The organism is Actinomadura livida, from assembly GCF_014648675.1.
Classification (GTDB): Bacteria; Actinomycetota; Actinomycetes; order Streptosporangiales; family Streptosporangiaceae; genus Spirillospora; species Spirillospora livida.
Genome location: NZ_BMRO01000006.1, coordinates 107,627 through 125,357 on the forward strand (window position 1 = coordinate 107,627; position 17,731 = coordinate 125,357).

The 17,731-nt window shown below is 73.4% G+C and carries 19 protein-coding genes; 10 read left to right on the forward strand and 9 right to left on the reverse strand.

The annotated features are described in order from the left end of the window. Positions 1–96: 96 nt before the first annotated feature. Positions 97–1,500, reverse strand: coding sequence for an amidohydrolase family protein (locus IEZ03_RS15755; RefSeq protein ID WP_184883804.1), 1,404 nt, complete (start codon positions 1,498–1,500; stop codon positions 97–99). Then, complete coding sequence (locus tag IEZ03_RS15760) at positions 1,497–2,726, reverse strand: CoA transferase (protein ID WP_184883802.1); 1,230 nt, start codon at positions 2,724–2,726, stop codon at positions 1,497–1,499. Before IEZ03_RS15760 ends, IEZ03_RS15755 begins: the two co-directional genes overlap by 4 nt. A 51-nt stretch (positions 2,727–2,777) precedes the next feature. Between IEZ03_RS15760 and IEZ03_RS15765 the strand changes: the two genes are divergently transcribed. After that, on the forward strand, positions 2,778–3,782 hold the full coding sequence (locus IEZ03_RS15765; protein WP_221480690.1) for an enoyl-CoA hydratase/isomerase family protein: 1,005 nt from the start codon (positions 2,778–2,780) through the stop codon (positions 3,780–3,782). Between the two features lie 7 nt (positions 3,783–3,789). Here IEZ03_RS15765 and IEZ03_RS15770 read toward each other — a convergent pair whose 3' ends face one another. Further along, positions 3,790–4,479: a TetR/AcrR family transcriptional regulator gene (locus IEZ03_RS15770; protein WP_221480689.1), complete on the reverse strand. Its 690-nt coding sequence runs from the start codon at positions 4,477–4,479 to the stop codon at positions 3,790–3,792. Between the two features lie 111 nt (positions 4,480–4,590). Between IEZ03_RS15770 and IEZ03_RS15775 the strand changes: the two genes are divergently transcribed. Beyond that, positions 4,591–5,274 carry a PaaI family thioesterase gene (locus IEZ03_RS15775; RefSeq protein ID WP_184883797.1) on the forward strand — a complete coding sequence of 228 codons (684 nt, stop codon included), beginning with the start codon at positions 4,591–4,593 and terminating at the stop codon, positions 5,272–5,274. A gap of 69 nt (positions 5,275–5,343) precedes the next feature. Here the strand turns inward: IEZ03_RS15775 and IEZ03_RS15780 are convergent, their stop codons facing one another. Next, positions 5,344–5,922 carry a dihydrofolate reductase family protein gene (locus IEZ03_RS15780; RefSeq protein ID WP_184883795.1) on the reverse strand — a complete coding sequence of 193 codons (579 nt, stop codon included), beginning with the start codon at positions 5,920–5,922 and terminating at the stop codon, positions 5,344–5,346. Positions 5,923–6,102: 180 nt separating this feature from the next. On the opposite strand from IEZ03_RS15780, the gene IEZ03_RS15785 reads away from it, so the two are divergent. Further along, on the forward strand, positions 6,103–6,516 hold the full coding sequence (locus IEZ03_RS15785; RefSeq protein WP_184883793.1) for a VOC family protein: 414 nt from the start codon (positions 6,103–6,105) through the stop codon (positions 6,514–6,516). 53 nt (positions 6,517–6,569) lie between these two features. Here IEZ03_RS15785 and IEZ03_RS15790 read toward each other — a convergent pair whose 3' ends face one another. Next, positions 6,570–7,922, reverse strand: a complete 1,353-nt coding sequence (locus tag IEZ03_RS15790) for a pentapeptide repeat-containing protein (RefSeq protein WP_184883791.1) — start codon at positions 7,920–7,922, stop codon at positions 6,570–6,572. A 148-nt stretch (positions 7,923–8,070) separates the two neighbouring features. On the opposite strand from IEZ03_RS15790, the gene IEZ03_RS15795 reads away from it, so the two are divergent. Genes IEZ03_RS15795 through IEZ03_RS15805 form a run of 3 tightly spaced genes read left to right on the forward strand, consistent with a single transcriptional unit; the run spans position 8,071 to position 10,140 of the window. After that, on the forward strand, positions 8,071–8,484 hold the full coding sequence (locus IEZ03_RS15795) for a VOC family protein (protein ID WP_229808322.1): 414 nt from the start codon (positions 8,071–8,073) through the stop codon (positions 8,482–8,484). Between the two features lie 46 nt (positions 8,485–8,530). Continuing rightward, the gene (locus tag IEZ03_RS15800; RefSeq protein ID WP_184883786.1) at positions 8,531–8,869 is read left to right on the forward strand and encodes a YciI family protein; all 339 of its coding nucleotides are present in this window, start codon (positions 8,531–8,533) and stop codon (positions 8,867–8,869) included. A gap of 5 nt (positions 8,870–8,874) precedes the next feature. Beyond that, a complete protein-coding gene (locus IEZ03_RS15805) occupies positions 8,875–10,140 on the forward strand; it encodes an RNA polymerase sigma factor (RefSeq protein WP_184883784.1) in 1,266 nt (421 codons plus the stop codon). Between the two features lie 32 nt (positions 10,141–10,172). Here IEZ03_RS15805 and IEZ03_RS15810 read toward each other — a convergent pair whose 3' ends face one another. Next, positions 10,173–11,066 (reverse strand): oxygenase MpaB family protein, encoded by an 894-nt coding sequence (locus tag IEZ03_RS15810; protein WP_184883782.1) that lies wholly within the window; start codon positions 11,064–11,066, stop codon positions 10,173–10,175. A gap of 75 nt (positions 11,067–11,141) precedes the next feature. Here IEZ03_RS15810 and IEZ03_RS15815 point away from each other — a divergent pair, with 75 nt between their 5' ends. Then, a complete protein-coding gene (locus IEZ03_RS15815; protein ID WP_132043878.1) occupies positions 11,142–11,738 on the forward strand; it encodes a TetR/AcrR family transcriptional regulator in 597 nt (198 codons plus the stop codon). A 51-nt stretch (positions 11,739–11,789) separates the two neighbouring features. On the opposite strand, the gene IEZ03_RS15820 is transcribed toward IEZ03_RS15815, so the two are convergent. Continuing rightward, positions 11,790–12,974, reverse strand: a complete 1,185-nt coding sequence (locus tag IEZ03_RS15820) for a cytochrome P450 family protein (protein WP_184890579.1) — start codon at positions 12,972–12,974, stop codon at positions 11,790–11,792. Further along, the gene (locus IEZ03_RS15825; protein WP_229808323.1) at positions 12,974–13,783 is read right to left on the reverse strand and encodes an SAM-dependent methyltransferase; all 810 of its coding nucleotides are present in this window, start codon (positions 13,781–13,783) and stop codon (positions 12,974–12,976) included. The genes IEZ03_RS15820 and IEZ03_RS15825 overlap by 1 nt, the downstream gene beginning before the upstream one ends. A 114-nt stretch (positions 13,784–13,897) precedes the next feature. Between IEZ03_RS15825 and IEZ03_RS15830 the strand changes: the two genes are divergently transcribed. Both IEZ03_RS15830 and IEZ03_RS15835 read left to right on the forward strand, forming a co-directional pair. After that, positions 13,898–14,347: an SRPBCC family protein gene (locus IEZ03_RS15830; protein ID WP_229808324.1), complete on the forward strand. Its 450-nt coding sequence runs from the start codon at positions 13,898–13,900 to the stop codon at positions 14,345–14,347. Between the two features lie 4 nt (positions 14,348–14,351). Next, complete coding sequence (locus tag IEZ03_RS15835) at positions 14,352–14,939, forward strand: hypothetical protein (protein WP_184883780.1); 588 nt, start codon at positions 14,352–14,354, stop codon at positions 14,937–14,939. Between the two features lie 162 nt (positions 14,940–15,101). Here IEZ03_RS15835 and IEZ03_RS15840 read toward each other — a convergent pair whose 3' ends face one another. Continuing rightward, positions 15,102–16,586 (reverse strand): MFS transporter, encoded by a 1,485-nt coding sequence (locus IEZ03_RS15840; protein ID WP_184883778.1) that lies wholly within the window; start codon positions 16,584–16,586, stop codon positions 15,102–15,104. 200 nt (positions 16,587–16,786) lie between these two features. Here IEZ03_RS15840 and IEZ03_RS15845 point away from each other — a divergent pair, with 200 nt between their 5' ends. Next, positions 16,787–17,722, forward strand: coding sequence for an RNA polymerase sigma-70 factor (locus IEZ03_RS15845; RefSeq protein ID WP_184890576.1), 936 nt, complete (start codon positions 16,787–16,789; stop codon positions 17,720–17,722). Positions 17,723–17,731: the final 9 nt, after the last annotated feature.

Genomic DNA, 17,731 nt, shown 5'->3' on the forward strand with positions numbered 1-17,731 from the left:
ATTGCATTCGATGAACGGAAGAAGTCTGTACGCGGCGGTGATCGGCATTTCCTACGGTCACAGGCCCCGCCCTTTACATTGTAGATTCGTAAGCTCCTACTCCGGGAGCAGGCGCCCGCCCGCGATCGTCGCGCGGACGTTGACCGCTGACGGGCGGTGCAGGGCCTCGGTTAGCGGGACGTGCAGGAGTACGAGGTCTGCGGTCTCCCCTTCGGTCACCTGTCGGGGAGGGCCGCCGGGCGTACCGGGGTCGGTGAGGAGTGAGCGCAGGGCCACGGCTGCGGGGATGGTCTCGTCCCGGCCGGCGACCGCGCCCGACCTGGTGGTGCGGTCGGCGGCGGCGTCCAGTACGGCCCAGGGGTCGAGCGGTCCGTAGGGCGCGTCGCTGGACAGCCCGACCGGGACCCCGGCGTCGAGCAGGCTCCGGCACCGGTAGAGGTCGGGCACGTCCTCGGCCGGGACGTCGCGGAGGTAGTCGTCACCGCGGTCGGCGAGGAACCCCGGCTGCGTGACGACCCGCAGGCCGCGCCGCGCGAGCTCCGGGACGATGATTTCCGGGACGAGCGCCGCGTGCTCGATGCGGTCGCCGTCCAGGGTCCCGGTGTCGTCGAAGGCGGCGAGCAGGAGCAGGAGCGCCTCGCGGGTGACGCAGTGCACCGCGACCGGCCGCCGGTGCTCGTGGGCGTGCCTGATCCGCGCGCTCAGCTCGTCGAGCGGCGGCAGGCCCGAATCCGCCAGGACGATCTTGTACGGGCCGGTGCTGAGGCGCGGGTGCGGGGCCGTCCCGGCGTCCGGCGGCAGTCCGAGGAGGTGGACGCGCTGGGGCAGCGTCCCGTCGCGGACCGCCGCCTCGATCGCGGCGCGCGCCCCGGCGCCGAGGTCGGGCGTCGCGTCGGTGACGGCGGTGACGCCCAGCCGCGCCAGCTCCCGCCCGACCGTGCCGAGGTCCACCGGGCGCGCCGCGGGGAGGCGGGTGCGCAGCCAGTCGTCCGCCCGCCAGAGCCGGCCGGTGGGCCGTCCGGCGGAGTCCCGCTCGACACCGGGGTGGTCGGCGGAGGCCAGGCCCGCGGCGCGCACGGCCGCCGAGTTGAGGATCCACAGGGCCCCGCTGCGATGCTGGATCCGGACGGGCCCGCCCGGGCGCAGCGCGTCGAGCGCGGCGGCGTCCAGGTCACCGGCGACGCTCTCGGCGTAGCCGACGCCGCGCACCCATCCGTGCTCATCGGGTTCGGCGTCCCGCAGGGCCGCCGCGAGCCGGTCCGGGCCGGCCACGGCGGGCGGCCCGCACACGACCGAGCGCCGCCACGCGGCCAGCGCGTGCAGGTGCAGGTGGTGATCACAGAGTCCGGGGATGAGCGCTCCACCGCCGCACTCCACGACCCGCTCGCCGCGCCGCCGCGACAGCCCGCCGCCGATCTCGGCGATCCGGCCGCCCGCCAGGCGGACGTCCGCGTGCCCGCGCCCGAGGAGCTCGGCGTCCCGCAGCAGCAGCCCGGTCACGGGACGGCGATGCCGAGGCCGGCCAGCACTTCGGCGGTGTCCCGCCCCATCGCGGGGGCCCTGCCCGGTGGTTCGCGCCGGGCAGGTGCAGCGACGGGCAGGGCACCGGCCTCGCTCTCCAGCACCCATGCGTCCCCGCGGCGGACGGCCTCCCGGCTCGCGACGGGCTCCCCCGCCGGGAGGGTCGCGGCGACCACGGCGGACATGGCGACGTCCCACAGCATTCCTCCTCCGCCGGGCGGCGCGGTGGCGGCGAGGGCGGCGGCGGTCAGCCCGGTGAGGGGGTCGGCGATGGCGTCGCCGCAGAACAGCGGGGCGAGGTCCGGGTCGCGGCAGACGAGGCCCGCGGCGGCGGCCACGTCGTCACCGAAGCCGATCCGGTCGTGCGCGCGCCCGTAGGCCGTGATCGACACCCAGGTCGTCCCGCCGGCGACCGCCGCCCCGGCGTCGAGACCGAACCGGGCGAGGGCGCGGGGGCGGGACGCCTCGATGACGATGTCGGCGGCGTCGGCGAGCGCCCGCATCGCGCGGCGGCCCGCGGGCTCGGCCGGGTCGAGGACCACCGACCGGTGCCCGGCGTGCAGCAGGTCGTAGAACGCGGCGTCGCCGAGGCGGGCACCGTCCGGGCGGGCGGGGGTCTCGACCTTGACGACGCGCGCTCCGGCCGACCCGAGCAGGTGCGCGCACAGCGGGCCCGCCCACAGCGCGCTGAAGTCGACCACCAGCGCGCCGTCCAGCGGGCGGGGCGCCAGCGGTTCGGGGACGCTCGACGGGCAGGCCGCGACGGGCCCCGCCGCGACCCCTAGCAGCTCGGCGCGTTCGGCCAGTTCGGCGCCGGTGTGCTCGCGCAGCCATGGGACGAGCGCCGGCCACGGGTCGTCGTCCACGTCGGCTCCGGCGAGCGCGCCGAGGAGGGCGGGATCGTCGGGGCGGGCGCTGGAGACGGCGGCCCAGCCGTCCGCCGTCGGGAGCAGCCGGCAGGCGCCGCCGGCGGACCTGCGTCCCCTCCGGCGGTGCCCGGTGAACGCGGCGCGCTCGGACAGCAGCCGCGCGCCGTCCACCCCGAACCGCTCCCCCAGGCCGGCGGCCACCGCCGCCGCGTTCCCCGGCGGCACGAGGGGCGGCCCGCCGGGATGCCCGCACAGCGGCAGCACCCCGGAGGACGCCCAGCTCACAAGGGCGTCCGGCCCGCTCCCCTGCGGCGATGCGTCCCCACCCGGCGACATGGCCCGACGATACACTCCGGCCCGATCGACACTTTCGGGAGAGGACCGGCCGTGCACATCTCCGTCGCCGACCTCGCCGACGGCGCGGCGGACCTGCCGCTCCTCGCGCCCGACGGGTCCGTCCGCGACCCGCTCGTCACCGTTGACCTGGCCCCCGCCGATCCCGCGGTCGCCGCGCGGGCGGCCCAGCGGGCCAGGGACTGCGACCGCATCCTCATCGGCCTCGGCACGGCGGACCCGGAACTCCTCCGAGCACTCGACCTGACGCTTGGCGCGGGCGGCCGAGAGGCCGCGGACGACCCGGCGGCCTCGCCGGACGTGCTGCGCGAGGCCGTCACCCGCAATCCGCATGCGTCCCTGCTCCTGCGGGACGTCCTGCGCACCACGGAGGGCATGCCGGTCGACGCGGCGCTCGACGTCGAGTCCTATGCCTACTCCACGCTCCTCGGGGGGCCGGAGTTCGCCCGCTGGCTGGCCGCCCGCCCCCCGCGCCCGCTCCCGCCCGAGGCGGACGACCCGGTCCTGCTGGCGCGGGACGCCGGCGACCTGTCGATCACGCTCAACCGCCCGGAACGGCGCAACGCCTTCGGCCGGCAGCTGCGCGACGCCCTCGTGGACGCCCTGACCGTCGCGGCGTCCGACCCCGGCATCACCCGCGTGACCCTGCGCGGCGCGGGCCCCGCGTTCTGCTCCGGCGGCGACCTGGCCGAGTTCGGCGCCGCCCCCGACCTGGCGACCGCCCACCTGGTGCGCACCCGGGGAGGCGCGGGCCGCCTGATCCACCGCCTCGCCGGACGCGTCGAGGCCCGCGTGCACGGCCCCTGCGTCGGCGCGGGCATCGAGCTCCCCGCGTTCGCCGGCCGCGTCACCGCCCACCCGGACGCGACGTTCCGGCTGCCCGAGGTGTCCATGGGCCTCATCCCCGGCGCCGGCGGCACGGTGAGCATCCCGCGCCGCATCGGCCGCTGGCGAACCCTCTACATGGCCCTGACCGGAACACCCGTCCCCGCCGAGACCGCCCTCGCCTGGCGCCTGGTGGACGGCATCCGGCCCTGACACCGCCTCAGCGGCGGGGGTCGAGGTAGCCGGCGATCGATTCGGCCAGCACGGCGCGCGCGTCGTCGATGTCGGTCCAGGTGCTCAGGTGCTGCTCCAGATAGAGGCCGCGGACGGCGGCGGGCAGGAGGTGGCGCACCCGCTCCAGCCGGTAGGCGTCCACGACGAGCCCGCGGAACGCCCGCGCGTAGGCGCGCCGCCACCGGCGGTCCCAGAGGTTGAGCTGCTCGGCCGTCCGCGGGTACGCCTCGGTGAACTCGGCCGTGTTGCGCGGCAGCAGGCTCCGCAGCGCCGCCACCGCCCGGCCCGGCGGCGAGTCGAGGCCCGACCAGAGGGCGTCGACGATGCGGCTCATCCGCTCGGCGACGGACCCGTCGTCGATGTCCTTCCACGGCAGCATGTCGCCCTGGCCCGCCAGTTCTTCGAGGACGGCGGCCCACAGCCCGTCGACGCCGCCGAACTGGTGCTGGACCGTCCCCCAGGTGACCCCGGCGCGTTTCGCGACGAGGTTGGCGCTGGCCTCACCGGCGTGCTCGCTGTCGGCGAGCATGGCGATCGCGGTCCTGATCACGCGGGCGCGCGTCTCCAGGCCGCGCCGGTTGAGCGGGGCGCCCCGCGCGTTCAGCGGGGGGCCGGTGACACCGCGGCCCGCCGGCTCCACCGGCTGCGCGCCGCGGGCGGACGAGGGCTCGGTCACGGGTGCGATTCTAGTTCGGGCGGCATGGCCGGAACGGGCGCATCGGCGGAGTGAGCATAGACACATCTATGTAAGCTGGTGGCACCGGTCCCGCCGGTATACGGTCGGCGCATGACGAGCCGCCAGCCCTCCCTCAGAGCGTCCGCGTGGCAGGCCGGCGGATTCGTCCGCGACGACACGCCGACCGCCGAGGTGGAACGCCGGGAAGCGGTGATCGAGTCGCTGGCCGGCACCGTCCGCGACCTGATCGACGCCACGATCCGCACGACGGTCGAGGACGACGAGGTCCACCGGGTCCGCGACGACCTCGCCGCACTCGTCGACAGGCTGCGGGTCTCCCAGCTGCCCGGTCCCGCCGGAGTCAGGTACAACACCGAGTTCCGCTCCTGGAACTGGGGCAATGCCGTGGTGGGCGCGGCGAATGGGATCGCTCCGCCGCTCCGCATCGTCCATGATTCGGACGGGTGCCACGCCGACGTGGTTTTGGGTGCGGCGTACGAGGGGCCTCCGGGATTGGTGCACGGCGGTGTCTCCGCGTTGCTCCTCGACCACATCATGGGCGAGACGGCGTCCGGAAGGCGCCGGACGGCCTTCACGGGAACGCTCACCATGCGCTACCGGCGCGGTACTCCCCTGGGCCCCCTGCGGCTCGAAGGGAGAATCGTCGGCGAGGAGCGCCGCAAGATCTTCGTGGCCGGCTCGATCTCCGACGCCGACGGCGTCACCGTCGAGGCCGAAGGCGTCTTCATCCAGCCGGCGGGCACCCCGACCGCCCCGGAGCGGCCGAGCACATAGACACCGCTATGTGCCCGCTATTCCGGGACGGCGGCGCCCGGGCAGCGCGCCAGCGGGTCGTGGACGCGCTCAGCCGTGCAGGCTGGGCCGGTAGGTGAGCTCCTGGATGTGGCCGTCGAGCGTCCGGTGCTCGATCAGCTCCAGGTCGAAGTCGGCCGCTCCCTGGAAGATGGGGTCCAGCCCGGTCGCGCCGGTGATGACCGGGAAGAGCGTCACCTGGACGCGGTCGACCAGCCCGGCGGCCATCAGCGCCCGGTTCATCGCCAGGCTGCCGTGCGACCGCAGCGGCACCGCGGACTCCTCCTTGAGCCGGGCGACGACGTCGACGGCGTCGCCGCTCGCGACGTTCGCGTCCGGCCAGTCGAGGGGGCCCTCCAGGGTGGTCGACACCACCGTCGCCGGCAGGTGCCGCATCCGCGTGACCCAGGGGTCGCGCACGTCCGACTCCTCGGTGCTCGACGCCAGCATCTGCGCGAACGCCCGGTAGGTGTTGGCGCCGAACACCATCCGCTGGTCCTCCTCGTACAGGGCGAGGCGGCGGTCGAGGAGTTCGGGACCCTGCCTGCCCCAGTAGCCGGTCCAGTCGCCCCCGGCGGCACCGAAGCCGTCGAGGCTGGAAAAGACGTCGAAGGTATAGGTCGCGGTCATGATGCTCCTCCCACAGCGGCCGATCGCATGTCGGGGATACTGACCGGCGGCCGCGGCCGGACTCATCGCCGGGAACGCCTTTACCGAAGCTGGGCCATGCCGAGTCCCGAGGACGGTTGCCGCGCGCGGAGACGGGTGGCGAGGATCGAAGCGCAATCCGGCTCAAAGAGGAGGCGTTCGGTGACATCGCAGCTCAACCCGTACATCAGCTTCGACGGCGACGCCCGGGAGGCGTTGGAGTTCTACAAGGACGTCCTCGGCGGCGAGCTGACGATGCACACCTTCGGCGAGTACGGCGACAAGAGCGCGCCGGAGGCCGACAGGATCATGCACGGCACGCTGCAGTCCGAGCTCGGCTACACGCTGATGGCCGCCGACACCCCGCCCGGCATGCCGCACAACCCCGGCGACAACATCACGATCAGCCTGAGCGGCGACGACGCCGACACGCTGCGCGGCTACTGGGAGAAGCTGTCCGGGAGCGGCACCGTGGGGGTCCCGCTGGAGATGCAGATGTGGGGCGACGAGTTCGGCCAGTGCACCGACCGCTTCGGCATCAACTGGATGGTCAACATCACCGGCTCGGCCGCCTGACCGGAGCCGCGCCCTCGCAGCCGTCGAGCGGGACAGGCGTCGTCGGCGAATACTCAGTGGCCGACATCGAAGTCGGCGTAGGAATCGTCCGGCGCGGGCGATTGCGGACCGGACCTCTCCGGTACGGACGGCTCAGGGGACTCTTCACGCACTTGGAAGGCGTCCTGGCCGATGGGGTCGGATACCTCGCGGACGGCCTCGGCCCATCCCCCGTCCGGCCATCTCGTGGAGGCGTCCCAGGTACTGCGGGCGAAGAGGGTCAGCACGTGGTCCGGGGAAGGCCGTCCGGACATGTGGGCGAAGCGGGCGTGGGTGAAATCCGCGCCGGTGAGATCGGCACCGGTGAAAACGGCGCCGAGCAGGTCGGCGCCGATGAGCCTGGTCCGCACGAGCTTGGCGCCGTCGAAGTTCGAGGCGCCGACCTCGGGCGCGCCGCCGAGGGCGGCACCGCTCAGGTCCGCGTCGGTCAGGTCGGCGCCGGTGAATCCGCCGATGATGCCGAAGTCGGCGCCGCGCAGATCGGCGCCGACGAGTCTGGCGCCCGCGAACTCGACTCCCACGCACAGGGCCGACGGGCCCGGGCAGGCCCAGGACAGGTCGGCGCGGCGCAGGTCGGCTCCGCTGAGGTCGGCGTCGATGAGGTCGGCACCCTGCGGGAACCGGACGCCCCGCAGGTCGGCCCCGCGAAAGTCCTTGCCGGCGAGGCGGGCCAGGTCCCCGGCGCTCTTGTCCTCGGTCAGTTCCGCCAGGTTCTCCGGTAAGCCGGCCGGCCGGCCGGTCCCGGTCCGCTCGCCGGCGACGGCGTCCGCGGGCACGACCCTTCCGTGCAGCGCGTACAGGCGGAAGCCGTCGCGGTAGCGGATCGCCGGACCTGTCCGGCAGTGCAGCCGCAAGGGCTCTTCCCCTGCCCTCGGCTCGGGGGCGAGACGGATTTGCGCGGGACGCTCGCACACCAGGCAGACGTCCTCGAAGGGCCACCAGCCGCCGCAGGATCCGACGAGGTCCTGCCACAGCGCCAGCCTGCGCTCCCAGACCTTCCGGCGCCGGCCGCGGGAGAACCAGCCGCCCTTCTCGCCTTCCACACCGTTGAGCCGCAGCAGGAGGAACTCCCCCGGCTCCGGCACACCGTGGGCCGCCGCGATCTCCTCGGGATCCGGCGCACCGAACTCGCTCCAGTCCCAGTCCGGATCCCCGCGGGGAGAGTCGATCCACACCAGCCGCGGCTGCGGCGCGCCGACCAGCTCGTACAACCCGCGGACCGCAGCCTCGGCGACGGGCCGATCGGCCGGCGCGGCGGCCGGTTGCGCCTCCCCCTCACGAAAGTCGACCACCAGCCGCACGACCTCCGGACCGACCACGTCCGGTCGGACGGAGATCCACGTATTGAACGGGCGAGGGGGCTCCATACTCGTTCAATATCACGGGCCATATCACGGGCCAAGCCGCCCATCCATGCCCGAACAGGCGCCGCACACGTGGCCGATGTCGGATCGGGGCCCGTCCCATTCGTCTAGGGGTGAAGACACGATTCCCGACAGCGCAAGGAGCGGACCCGTGAACCCGACCCTGAACACCATCGACATCGTCGTCGCCGACATGGAGGCCGCCATCGGCTTCTACGCCCGGCTCGGCCTGGCCTTCACCGTCGATCCCGCCTACCCGGACCACGCGAGCTGCGACCTGCCCGGCGGACTGCACCTGATGCTGGACACCGAGAAGTTCCGCGCCTCCAGCCAGACCAGGGGCTGGAGCAGCCCGTCCGGCGACCCGCGCAACTTCCTGGCGTTCCAGTTCGCCGCCCCGGCCGACGTCGACGCCAAGTACGCCGAGCTCACCGCCGCCGGGTACCCCGGCGTGCAGGAGCCCTGGGACGCTTTCTGGGGGATGCGGTACGCCACCGTGACCGACCCAGACGGGAACGGCATCGACCTGTACTGCCCCTTGGCCGAACCGTCCGACGCTCAGTGACCGCCCGCGGGGCGCAGCCAACACCGATCCGGGAGGGGAAGACAGCGTGAAGTACGTGCTGATGTTCGTGGAGACCGAGGAGTTCGTCCGCGAGCTGGAGGCGATGACCGAGACCGAGCGCCAGGAGGCGTTCGAGGCCGCCGGCCGCTGGTTCACCGAGCACGCCGCCCAGATCACGCACCACGCGCACCTGCACGGCCCGGAGACGGCCACGACGATGCGGCTGGCCGGCGGCGACGCCATCGTCACCGACGGCCCCTTCGTGGAGGGCAAGGAGGTCGTCTCGGGTTACGCAGAGATCGAGGTCGCCGACCTGGACGAGGCGATGGCGCTCGCGCGCACGTGGCCGGGCTGCCCGGTCGTCGAGATCCGCCCGATCACCTGACCCGGATGCCACCGCCGCACGACCCCGCGCACCCGCACGACCCGGCACACCCGCAGGACGAGGTGCGCGCCGAGCTGGCCCGCGTGGTCCGAGAGCACGCGGGCCGGCTGACGGCGAGCCTGGTGCGGGTGCTGGGCGACTTCGCCGCCGCCGAGGACCTCGTCCAGGACGCCATCGAGACCGCCCTGCGCCGCTGGCCCGCCGACGGCGTCCCCGAGCACCCGGACGCCTGGCTGCTGACCACGGCCCGCCGCCGCGGCATCGACCTCCTGCGCCGCCAGGCCACCTACCGCGACAAGCTGGCCCGGCTCGCCTGGCCGGCGCCGGCCGAGCCCGACGACCGGCTGAAGCTCATCTTCACCTGCTGCCACCCCGCGCTGCCCCGCACCGCGCAGATCGCACTGACCCTCCGCACCGTGTGCGGGCTGACCACCGCGCAGATCGCCGCCGCGTTCCTCGTCCCCGAGGCCACCGTCGGGCAGCGCATCACCCGCGCCAAACGCAAGATCACCCAGGCGGGCATCCCGTACCGCATCCCCGCCGGCACCGAGCTGCCGGAGCGCCTCGGCCAGGTCCTCGCGGTCATCTACCTGCTGTTCAACGAGGGCTACCTGACCAGCACCGGCGAGCGCCCCCACGCGGCCGACCTTGCCGGCGACGCCGAATGGCTGGCCGCCCAGCTGGCCTGGCTGCTGCCCCGGGAGCCCGAGGTCCTCGGCCTGCTCGCCCTCGTCCGCCTGCACCAGGCCCGTACCGGCGCCCGCTTCGACGCCGCAGGCGGCCTCATCCTCCTGCCCGACCAGGACCGAGCCCTGTGGGACCACGAGGCGATCGCCGACGCCACCCGCCTGATCGAACGCGCCGCGAAACTGCGCCGTCCCGGCCCCTACCAGCTCCAGGCCGCCATCCTCGCCTGCCATGCCGAAGCCCCGACCTGGGCCGACACCGACTGGCCGCAGATCGTGGTGCTCTACGACATGCTCCTGGCCCTGGCGCCCTCACCCGTCCACCGGCTCCAGCGCGCCATCGCCCTGCACCACCACCCCGGCCCCCGCGGCGGCCCCCGCAACGCCCTGGCCGACCTGGACGCCCTCCCGCCGGCCGACCGCAAGGCCCTGGAGCACTACCCGCCGTTCCACGCCACCCGCGCCGAACTCCTGCGCGCCACCGGCCACCACGAGGCCGCCCGCACCGCCGACCAGCACGCCCTGGCCCACACCACCAACCCGGCCCAGCACGCCCTCCTCCAACAACGCCTCCGCTGGGACTGACCCCAGGCCGCCGGCCCGGCGGACGGGGCGGGTCAGTTTTCGGTGGGGCGGTAGCGCTCCTTGCGGGTCTTGGCGCCGATGATGCGCAGCTGGGTCAGCAGCATCCACTGGTCGAGGCGCCGCGGGACGAGGCGCGCCGAGGTGCGGATCAGCGCGGCCATGCGGTCGAAGCGGCGCTGGTCGCGCGGGGTCCACTCGATGTCGAAGCGGGTCCGGACGGGCTCGGGCAGGCAGCCGATCGCCACCAGCGTGCCCAGCGGCCGCAGCACCGGCCGGGCCGCCCGGATCGCCATGGACGGCACGAACGGGACCGCGCCGATGCCGTCCGTGCGGGCGATCTCGATGGACCGCGCGGCCGGGGCGGTCATCTCCAGGCGTTCGGCGCAGAACGCGTCGAACGTCTCCCGGAAGGCGGCGTAGTCGGACGGCACCGGGCGCATGCTCACGCCGTACCGGGCGTACCAGGCGACCGTCCCGGCGTAGAGGCGGTCGTGGTCGGCGGCGGTCAGGGCGCCGGCCGGGAAGAACAGCTCGGCCGTCCGGAACATGTGCCAGGTGAACGTGGCGTGCGCCCACCAGAACGTCTCGGGGTCCAGGGCGTGGAACCGGCGGCCCGAGGAGTCCACGCCCTTGATGTCCAGGTGCAGGTCGCGGATCCTGCGGGCGCGCTCGGGGCCGTCCGGCTCGAAGATCGTCGCCCAGATCTGCGGGACCGACCGCCAGATCCGGCCGAACGGGTCGTCGAAGAAGCCGGACTGCTCGGCGACGGCCGTGCCCAGCGGCGGGTACATGAGCTGCAGCAGTCCGGTGGCGCCGCCCGCGAGCGCCGCCCGCGAGTCACCGGCGATCCGCCACAGCAGCGACTGCGGGCCGATGGGCTCGGCGGCCTGGACGGCCGGGTCGTCGAGGTGCTCAGCTGCCGCCATTCCGGCCTCCTTCACTTGTTGCTGAGACGATGACACGAGAATGTTGCATGTGTCCAGAGGGGGCATAATGGCCGCGTGGACGCCGCGATCGACCTGCCGGACCTCGCCCGGCGCCTGCCGCCCCCGCCCGCCCCGGAACTCGGCCCCTGCCTGGACGCCGCGGCGCTGTGCCTGGCCCGGCACGGCCTGTCCCGCACCTCGATGGCGGACATCGCCCGGGAGATGGGCGTCTCGCGCAGCACCGTCTACCGGCAGATCGGCTCGGTGGAGAACGCCGCCTGGCTGCTGCTGTCCCGCGACCTGCACGCCTTCTACGGCACGCTGCCCCGGATGTTCGCCGAGGCCGACGGCCCCGAAGTGATCACCCGGCCGCTGGCCGCGCTGCTGCGCCACGCGTGGGCCAACCCGGTGCTGGCCAAGGTGCTGCGCGACGAGCCCGACTTCATCGGACGCGCGCTCGCCGTGCACGCCGCGCCCATGCTCGACCAGGGCGCCCGGATGCTGGCGCCGCTCTACCAGAGCCTGATGGACGCCGGGCGCATCCGGCCCCAGGACCCGCTCGACCTCGCCCACTGGCTCCTGCGGGTCTTCATGATGCTGGTCGTCGCCCCGCCGCCCACCGACGTCGACACCTTCCTGGACGGCATGCTGCTGCCCGCCCTGAAACCCTGACGAGCACCGGGCGAATCACGGCGGAGCCGATCCGAATGGTCGCTCTGGCGTTCAGACCCGGACGGGAAGGGACACCAGGCCGCGGACGATCGAACCGGTGCGGTGGTGGCGCAGCTCGGCGGGCGGTACGGCCAGGGCCAGGCGGGGGAAGCGCTCCAGCAGCGAGCCGATGGCGATCTCGCCTTCCAGCCGGGCCAGCGGGGCGCCGAGGCAGAAGTGGATGCCGTGCCCGAAGGCGACGTGGCGTCTGGGGGCGCGGGTCACGTCCAGCCGGCCGGGAGCCTCGAACACCGCGGGGTCGCGGTCCGCGGCGCCAAGCGAGACGTGCACCCAGGCGCCCTTGGGGATCGGGGTCCCGGCGATCTCCATGTCCGCCAGGGCGATGCGCTGGCTCGCGCGTTCCACCGGCCCGTCGAAGCGCAGCAGCTCCTCGATCGCGGACGGCAGCAGCTCGGGCCGCGCGCGGAGCAGTTCGAGCTGGTCAGGTGCCTGGAGAAGGGCGAGGACGCCGTTGCCGACGAGGTTCACCGTGGTCTCGTGCCCGGCGATGAGCAGCAGCGCGATGCCGCCCAGCAGTTCGGCCTCGGTGAGGGCGGCGTCCCCGTCGCGGGCGGTGACCAGGCCGCTGATCAGGTCGTCCTCGGGGTGTGCCCGGCGTTCGGCGATGACGTCGACCAGGTAGCCGTTGAACGCGCGGGCGGCCTCCCGGCGGCGCTCCCGGGCCTCCGCGGTCAGCGCGGGGACGGTCAGCACGGCCGTCCACTCGCGGAACCGGGGCCGGTCGGACGCCGGGACGCCGAGCAGCTCGCAGATGACCTGGACCGGCAGCGGGACGGCGAGCTCCTCGATGAGGTCGGCCTCGCCGCGGGCCGCGACGCCGTCCAGCAGCGCGCCGGTGATCTCCTGGACGCGGGGGCGCAGCTTCTCGACCCGCCGTGCGGTGAACGCCTTCGCGACCAGCGCGCGCAGCCGGGTGTGGTCGGGCGGGTCCATGGCGAGCATCGTCCCGCCGAAGAACAGCTCGCCGTCGACGGGCACGGAGCTGTGCGCGCTGTCCTTGGAGAGGCGGGGGTCGCTCAGCGCCGCGCGGCCGTGCTCGTGGTCCACCACCAGGAAGGCGGTGGCGCCGCGGGGGAAGTCGATCGGATGCACCGGCCCGGACGCCCGCAGCTCGTCGTACGCGGCATACGGGTCCTCGGTGAACGCCCGGCCGAACAGGAACTCCAGCGGCAGCATCACACCACTTCCCCCACCCCGGCGAGGAAGCCGGGCCGGGACATGTCGGGCTCGAACGGCTCGGCGTCCGGCCGCCAGTCGGCCACCTGGACCAGGCCGGGCCCGATCAGCTCGGTGCCCTCGAAGAACCTCATGACCTCGTCGATCCCGCGCGGGATGATGTCGCCCGCCCCGGTCCTGCCGTAGGCGGACCGCACCTGGTCCTCGACGGCCTGGCCGACCTCGCCCCGGTGCCCGTGGGAAATGGCCAGGAAGCTGCCGGGGGCCAGCGGCTTGCGCAGCTTCGCCACGATCTCGGCGGGACGGTCCTCGTCCGGGACGAAGTGCAGGATGGCCAGGAGCAGCAGGCCGACCGGCCGGTCGAAGTCGATCCGCGACCTGACCTCGGGATCGTCCATGATGCGCTCCGGTTCGCGCAGGTCGCCCTGCACGACCGCGGTCAGCGGGTTGTCGGCCAGCAGCGCACGCGCGTGCACGAGCACGATCGGGTCGTTGTCGACATAGACGACGCGGGCGTCGGGCGCGGCCCGCTGCGCCACCTCGTGCACGTTCTCCCGCGTCGGCAGCCCGGACCCGATGTCGATGAACTGCCGCACGCCGCGCCGGGCCATCATCGTCACGGCCCGGGACAGCAGCCCGCGGTTCGCGCGGGTGAACTCAAGCACGTTCGGCATCGCCGCCACCACCTGGTCGGCGGCCCTCCGGTCCGCGGCGAAGTTGTCCTTGCCGCCGAGGTAGTAGTCGTACATCCGGGCCACACTGGGGGTCTCGGGATCGATCACCCACTCGGGATGATGCTCATCAGTCACGGACAGACCTCCCGCCTGGCTACAGATCGCACGATTTTAGGGCCACGAGCCAAGATGATCTCCACTTTCCGTCAACTCGCCGGCAGAGCGCGTGTGGAGGAGCGCCATGGGAAGATGACCGGCATGGCACAAGTCGTGGTCACCACGGAAAAGACGCTGAACGCGAGCCCGGAGCGGGTGCTGGAGGCACTCGGCGACTACACGGGCGTGCGCCCGCGCATGCTGACCGAGCACTTCAGCGAGTACGAAGTCCGTGAAGGCGGACAGGGCGAGGGCACCGTGGTGCATTGGAAACTGGCGGCCACCAGCAAGCGCGTACGCGACTGCCTCATCACCGTGAGCACGCCCGGCCCGAACCAGCTGGTGGAGAAGGACGCCAACTCCTCGATGGTCACCACTTGGACCGTCTCCCCCGCCGCCGAAGGCGCTCAGGTCGAGATCAAGACCACCTGGAACGGCGCGGGCGGCATCGGCGGCTTCTTCGAAAGAACCTTCGCGCCCAAGGGCCTCCAGCGAATCTACGACGCCCAACTGGCGAAACTGGGCTCCGAACTCGCAGGGTGACGAAATGGCAGCGCCGGAACCCGGCGAGGCCGGCTCGTCTTTCCGGCCGGCGGCCGGGTACTCGCTCCGCTATCAGGCCGCCCTGCCCGGCGGGCTCACCATGCTCCTATCGGTCCTGATAACGGGTGCGCTGGCGGCCCTGACCTTGCCGGCCATGTACGCGGGCCTGCCGACTTTCGTGGTGATTCTCGTCGTGCCCTTGATCAGCGGGTGCCTCTCCAATGCCTTCGCGCGCAGTGTCACCCTGACACCGGACGGCCACCTGCTCGTCTCCGGATTCGGGCAGCGTCTCGACATTGAGGCGCACCGCATCAACGCAATCACCGTTTCGCGAAGAGGGCGTCTCGGGTTCGGCACCGCAATGGTCCACCACGACGGCGGCAAGTTCCGGATCTGGCAGGCCATGAGACACACACCCGTACCGCGCTCCAAATGGTCCCTGAGGTACGTCTCCGGGCACGGCGGCAAGGACTTCGGCGACCTCGTGTACCGCCTCCACACCCACAACCCGGCAATGGTCATCAAGGGCGTGACCCCACCGCCCTGGGCCCACCCCCACACCACGCCCCAGCCAACACAGCACTGGTACTGAGGCGACGTCGGGCCCTCGCCAAAGCCCAGCCCGATGGACGCCCCTCCCTAGGGTTCGTCCCAGCTTCCCTTCGAGTGCCGCTAGCGCCCTGTTTTGTGGCATCGGGCGCGCGAGCCCCGGCCGGCCGTTGCGGGGCCGGCCGGGGGTCGTCCGGTCGAGGGGTCAGGAGCGGGCGAGGAGCGGCTCCGGTACTTCGGCGCCGTCGGGGACGGGCCGTGCCTCGGGGCGCGGGGTGTTCATCACGAAGGCGACGACCAGCGCGCCGAGCAGGATGATCCCCGCCGCCCAGGCGCCGGCCGTCGCGAAGCCCTCCACCGCCGCCTGCCCGGCGATTTCCGGGGTCGCGCCGTGCGAGGCCAGGTGGTCCGCGGTCGCGGCCGCGGCGATGGTGTTGAGCACCGCGATACCGATCGAGGCGCCGACCTGCTGCGCGGTGTTGACGGTGGCCGAGGCCACGCCCGAGTCGCCCTCGGCGACACCGTGGGTGGCGTAGTTGAGGGCGACCGGCATGATCATGCCCGCCCCGAAGCCGCACAGGACCTGCGCGACCAGCACGCCGCCCGCGTAGCCGGTGCCCGGCTCCAGCGTGAGCAGCCACAGCATCCCGCCGGCGCTGATCAGCATCCCGGGGACGATCAGCGCGCGCGGCGGCACCCTGGGCAGCAGCCGGGCGGTGAGCCCGCCGGCCGCCAGCAGCACCGCAGCGGTCATCGGGAGGAACGCCGCGCCCGTCTTGACCGGCGAGTACCCCTTGACGACCTGCATGTAGTAGGTCATGAAGAGGAACGCCCCGAACATTCCGATGACGACGACGCCCACGGCCAGATAGGCGCCGCCGCGGGTGCGGTCGGCGATGACGCGCAGGGGCAGCAGCGGCTGCGCCACCCGGCTCTCGACGTAGCCGAACGCGGCGAGCAGGACCGCGCCGGCGGCCAGCAGCCCGATGACCGGTGCCGAGTCGAACCCGTCGGCCTCGGCCCGGCCGGCGGCGTACACGATCGCGACGAGCCCGGTGGTCACCAGCAGCACGCCGGGGATGTCGAACCGGGTCCCGCCCGGGCGCCGCGACTCGGTCAGGACCGCCTGCCCGCCGATCGCCGCGACCAGGGCGATGGGGATGTTGACGTAGAGGCACCAGCGCCAGTCCAGGTACTCGGTCAGCGCCCCGCCGACCAGCAGCCCGAGGGCGCCTCCCGCGGCGGCGATGCCGCCCCAGATCCCGAACGCCTTGGCCCGCTCCTTCGGCTCGCTGAACGTCACCGTCAGCAGCGACAGCGCGGCCGGGCCGAGCAGCGCGCCGAACCCGCCCTGGAGGGCACGGGCGATCAGCAGCGTCTCGAAGCCGTTCGCCGCGCCGCCCAGCGCGGACGCGCCGGTGAAGCCGAGCAGCGCGATCAGGAAGGCCCGCTTGCGTCCGGTGTAGTCGGCGATCCGGCCGCCGAGCAGCAGCAGGCTGCCGAACGCCAGCGTGTACGCGGTGATGACCCATTGCCGGTCGCCGTCGGAGATCCCGAGGTCCCGCTGGAGGGACGGCAGCGCGATGTTCACGACGGTGGCGTCCAGGATGATCATGAGCTGGGCCAGCCCGATGAAGAGCAGCACGGCCCAGCGGTGCGAACTGCCCGCCGGTGCCTTGGTGGTTGCCATGGATCCGTCCTCATTCACGGTGGTGCGTGCCGCGCGGATCGTTCGCACGGCGTCCTGATGCCCACGAGACGGCGGCGTCCCGGCGCCTGTGACAGCGCGGGCGATGTGACGTGACCCACGGCCCGCGGGTGTCACACGGCGGCGGGGACCGGCGTCTTGTGCGTATGGCATGGTCGGGAGGCGACGAGGGGAGCCGGACGATGGGCGAGGGCGGCGGGCGGACGGCGAGCACGGTGGGGAGGCCCGGGGGCGGCCGCACGGACCCGGCCACCGAGGCGTTCATGGCCCACCGCAACCTGCTGTTCACCGTGGCCTATGAGATGCTCGGCTCCGCCGCCGACGCGGAGGACGTCCTGCAGGAGACCTGGCTGCGGTGGACGGGCGTCGATCTGGAAACGGTGCGGGACCCGCGCGCCTACCTGGTGCGCATCACCACCCGCCAGGCGCTGGACCGGCTGCGCACGCTCGGCCGGCGCAAGGAGTCCTACGTCGGGCCGTGGCTGCCCGAGCCGCTGCTGACCACGCCCGACGTGGCGGAGGACGTCGAACTGGCCGACAGCGTCTCGATGGCGATGATGCTGCTCCTGGAGACGCTCGCGCCGACGGAGCGGGCGGTGTTCGTGCTGCGCGAGGTGTTCGACCTGGCCTACGGCGAGATCGCCGAAGCCGTCGGCAAGAGCCCCGCCGCCGTCCGCCAGATCGCCCACCGTGCACGCGCGCACGTCGCCGCGCGCCGCCCCCGCGACATCGTCTCCCCCGACGAGACCCGGGCCGCGATCCGGGCCTTCCAGCGGGCGACCGAGACCGGCGACCTCCAGGGGCTGCTGGACGTCCTCGCACCGGACGTCGTCCTCCTGACCGACGGCGGCGGAGTCGCACACGCGATGAAGCAGCCGCTCGTTGGGGCCGGGAAGGTGGCGAACCTGCTGCACAGCGGCCTGCGCACGTTCGCCGCCGGGATGACGGTCGAGGCCGTCCAGGTGAACGGCCATCCGGGACTGGTCATGCGGTTCGGCGGAACCATCCACGGCGTCGTGGCGATGCGGGTCGAGGACGGCCTCATCACCGGCCTCTACATCGTCCGCAACCCCGAAAAACTGTCCCGCATAGAGCAAGAAACCACGCTGACCCGCTGACCCCCGGGG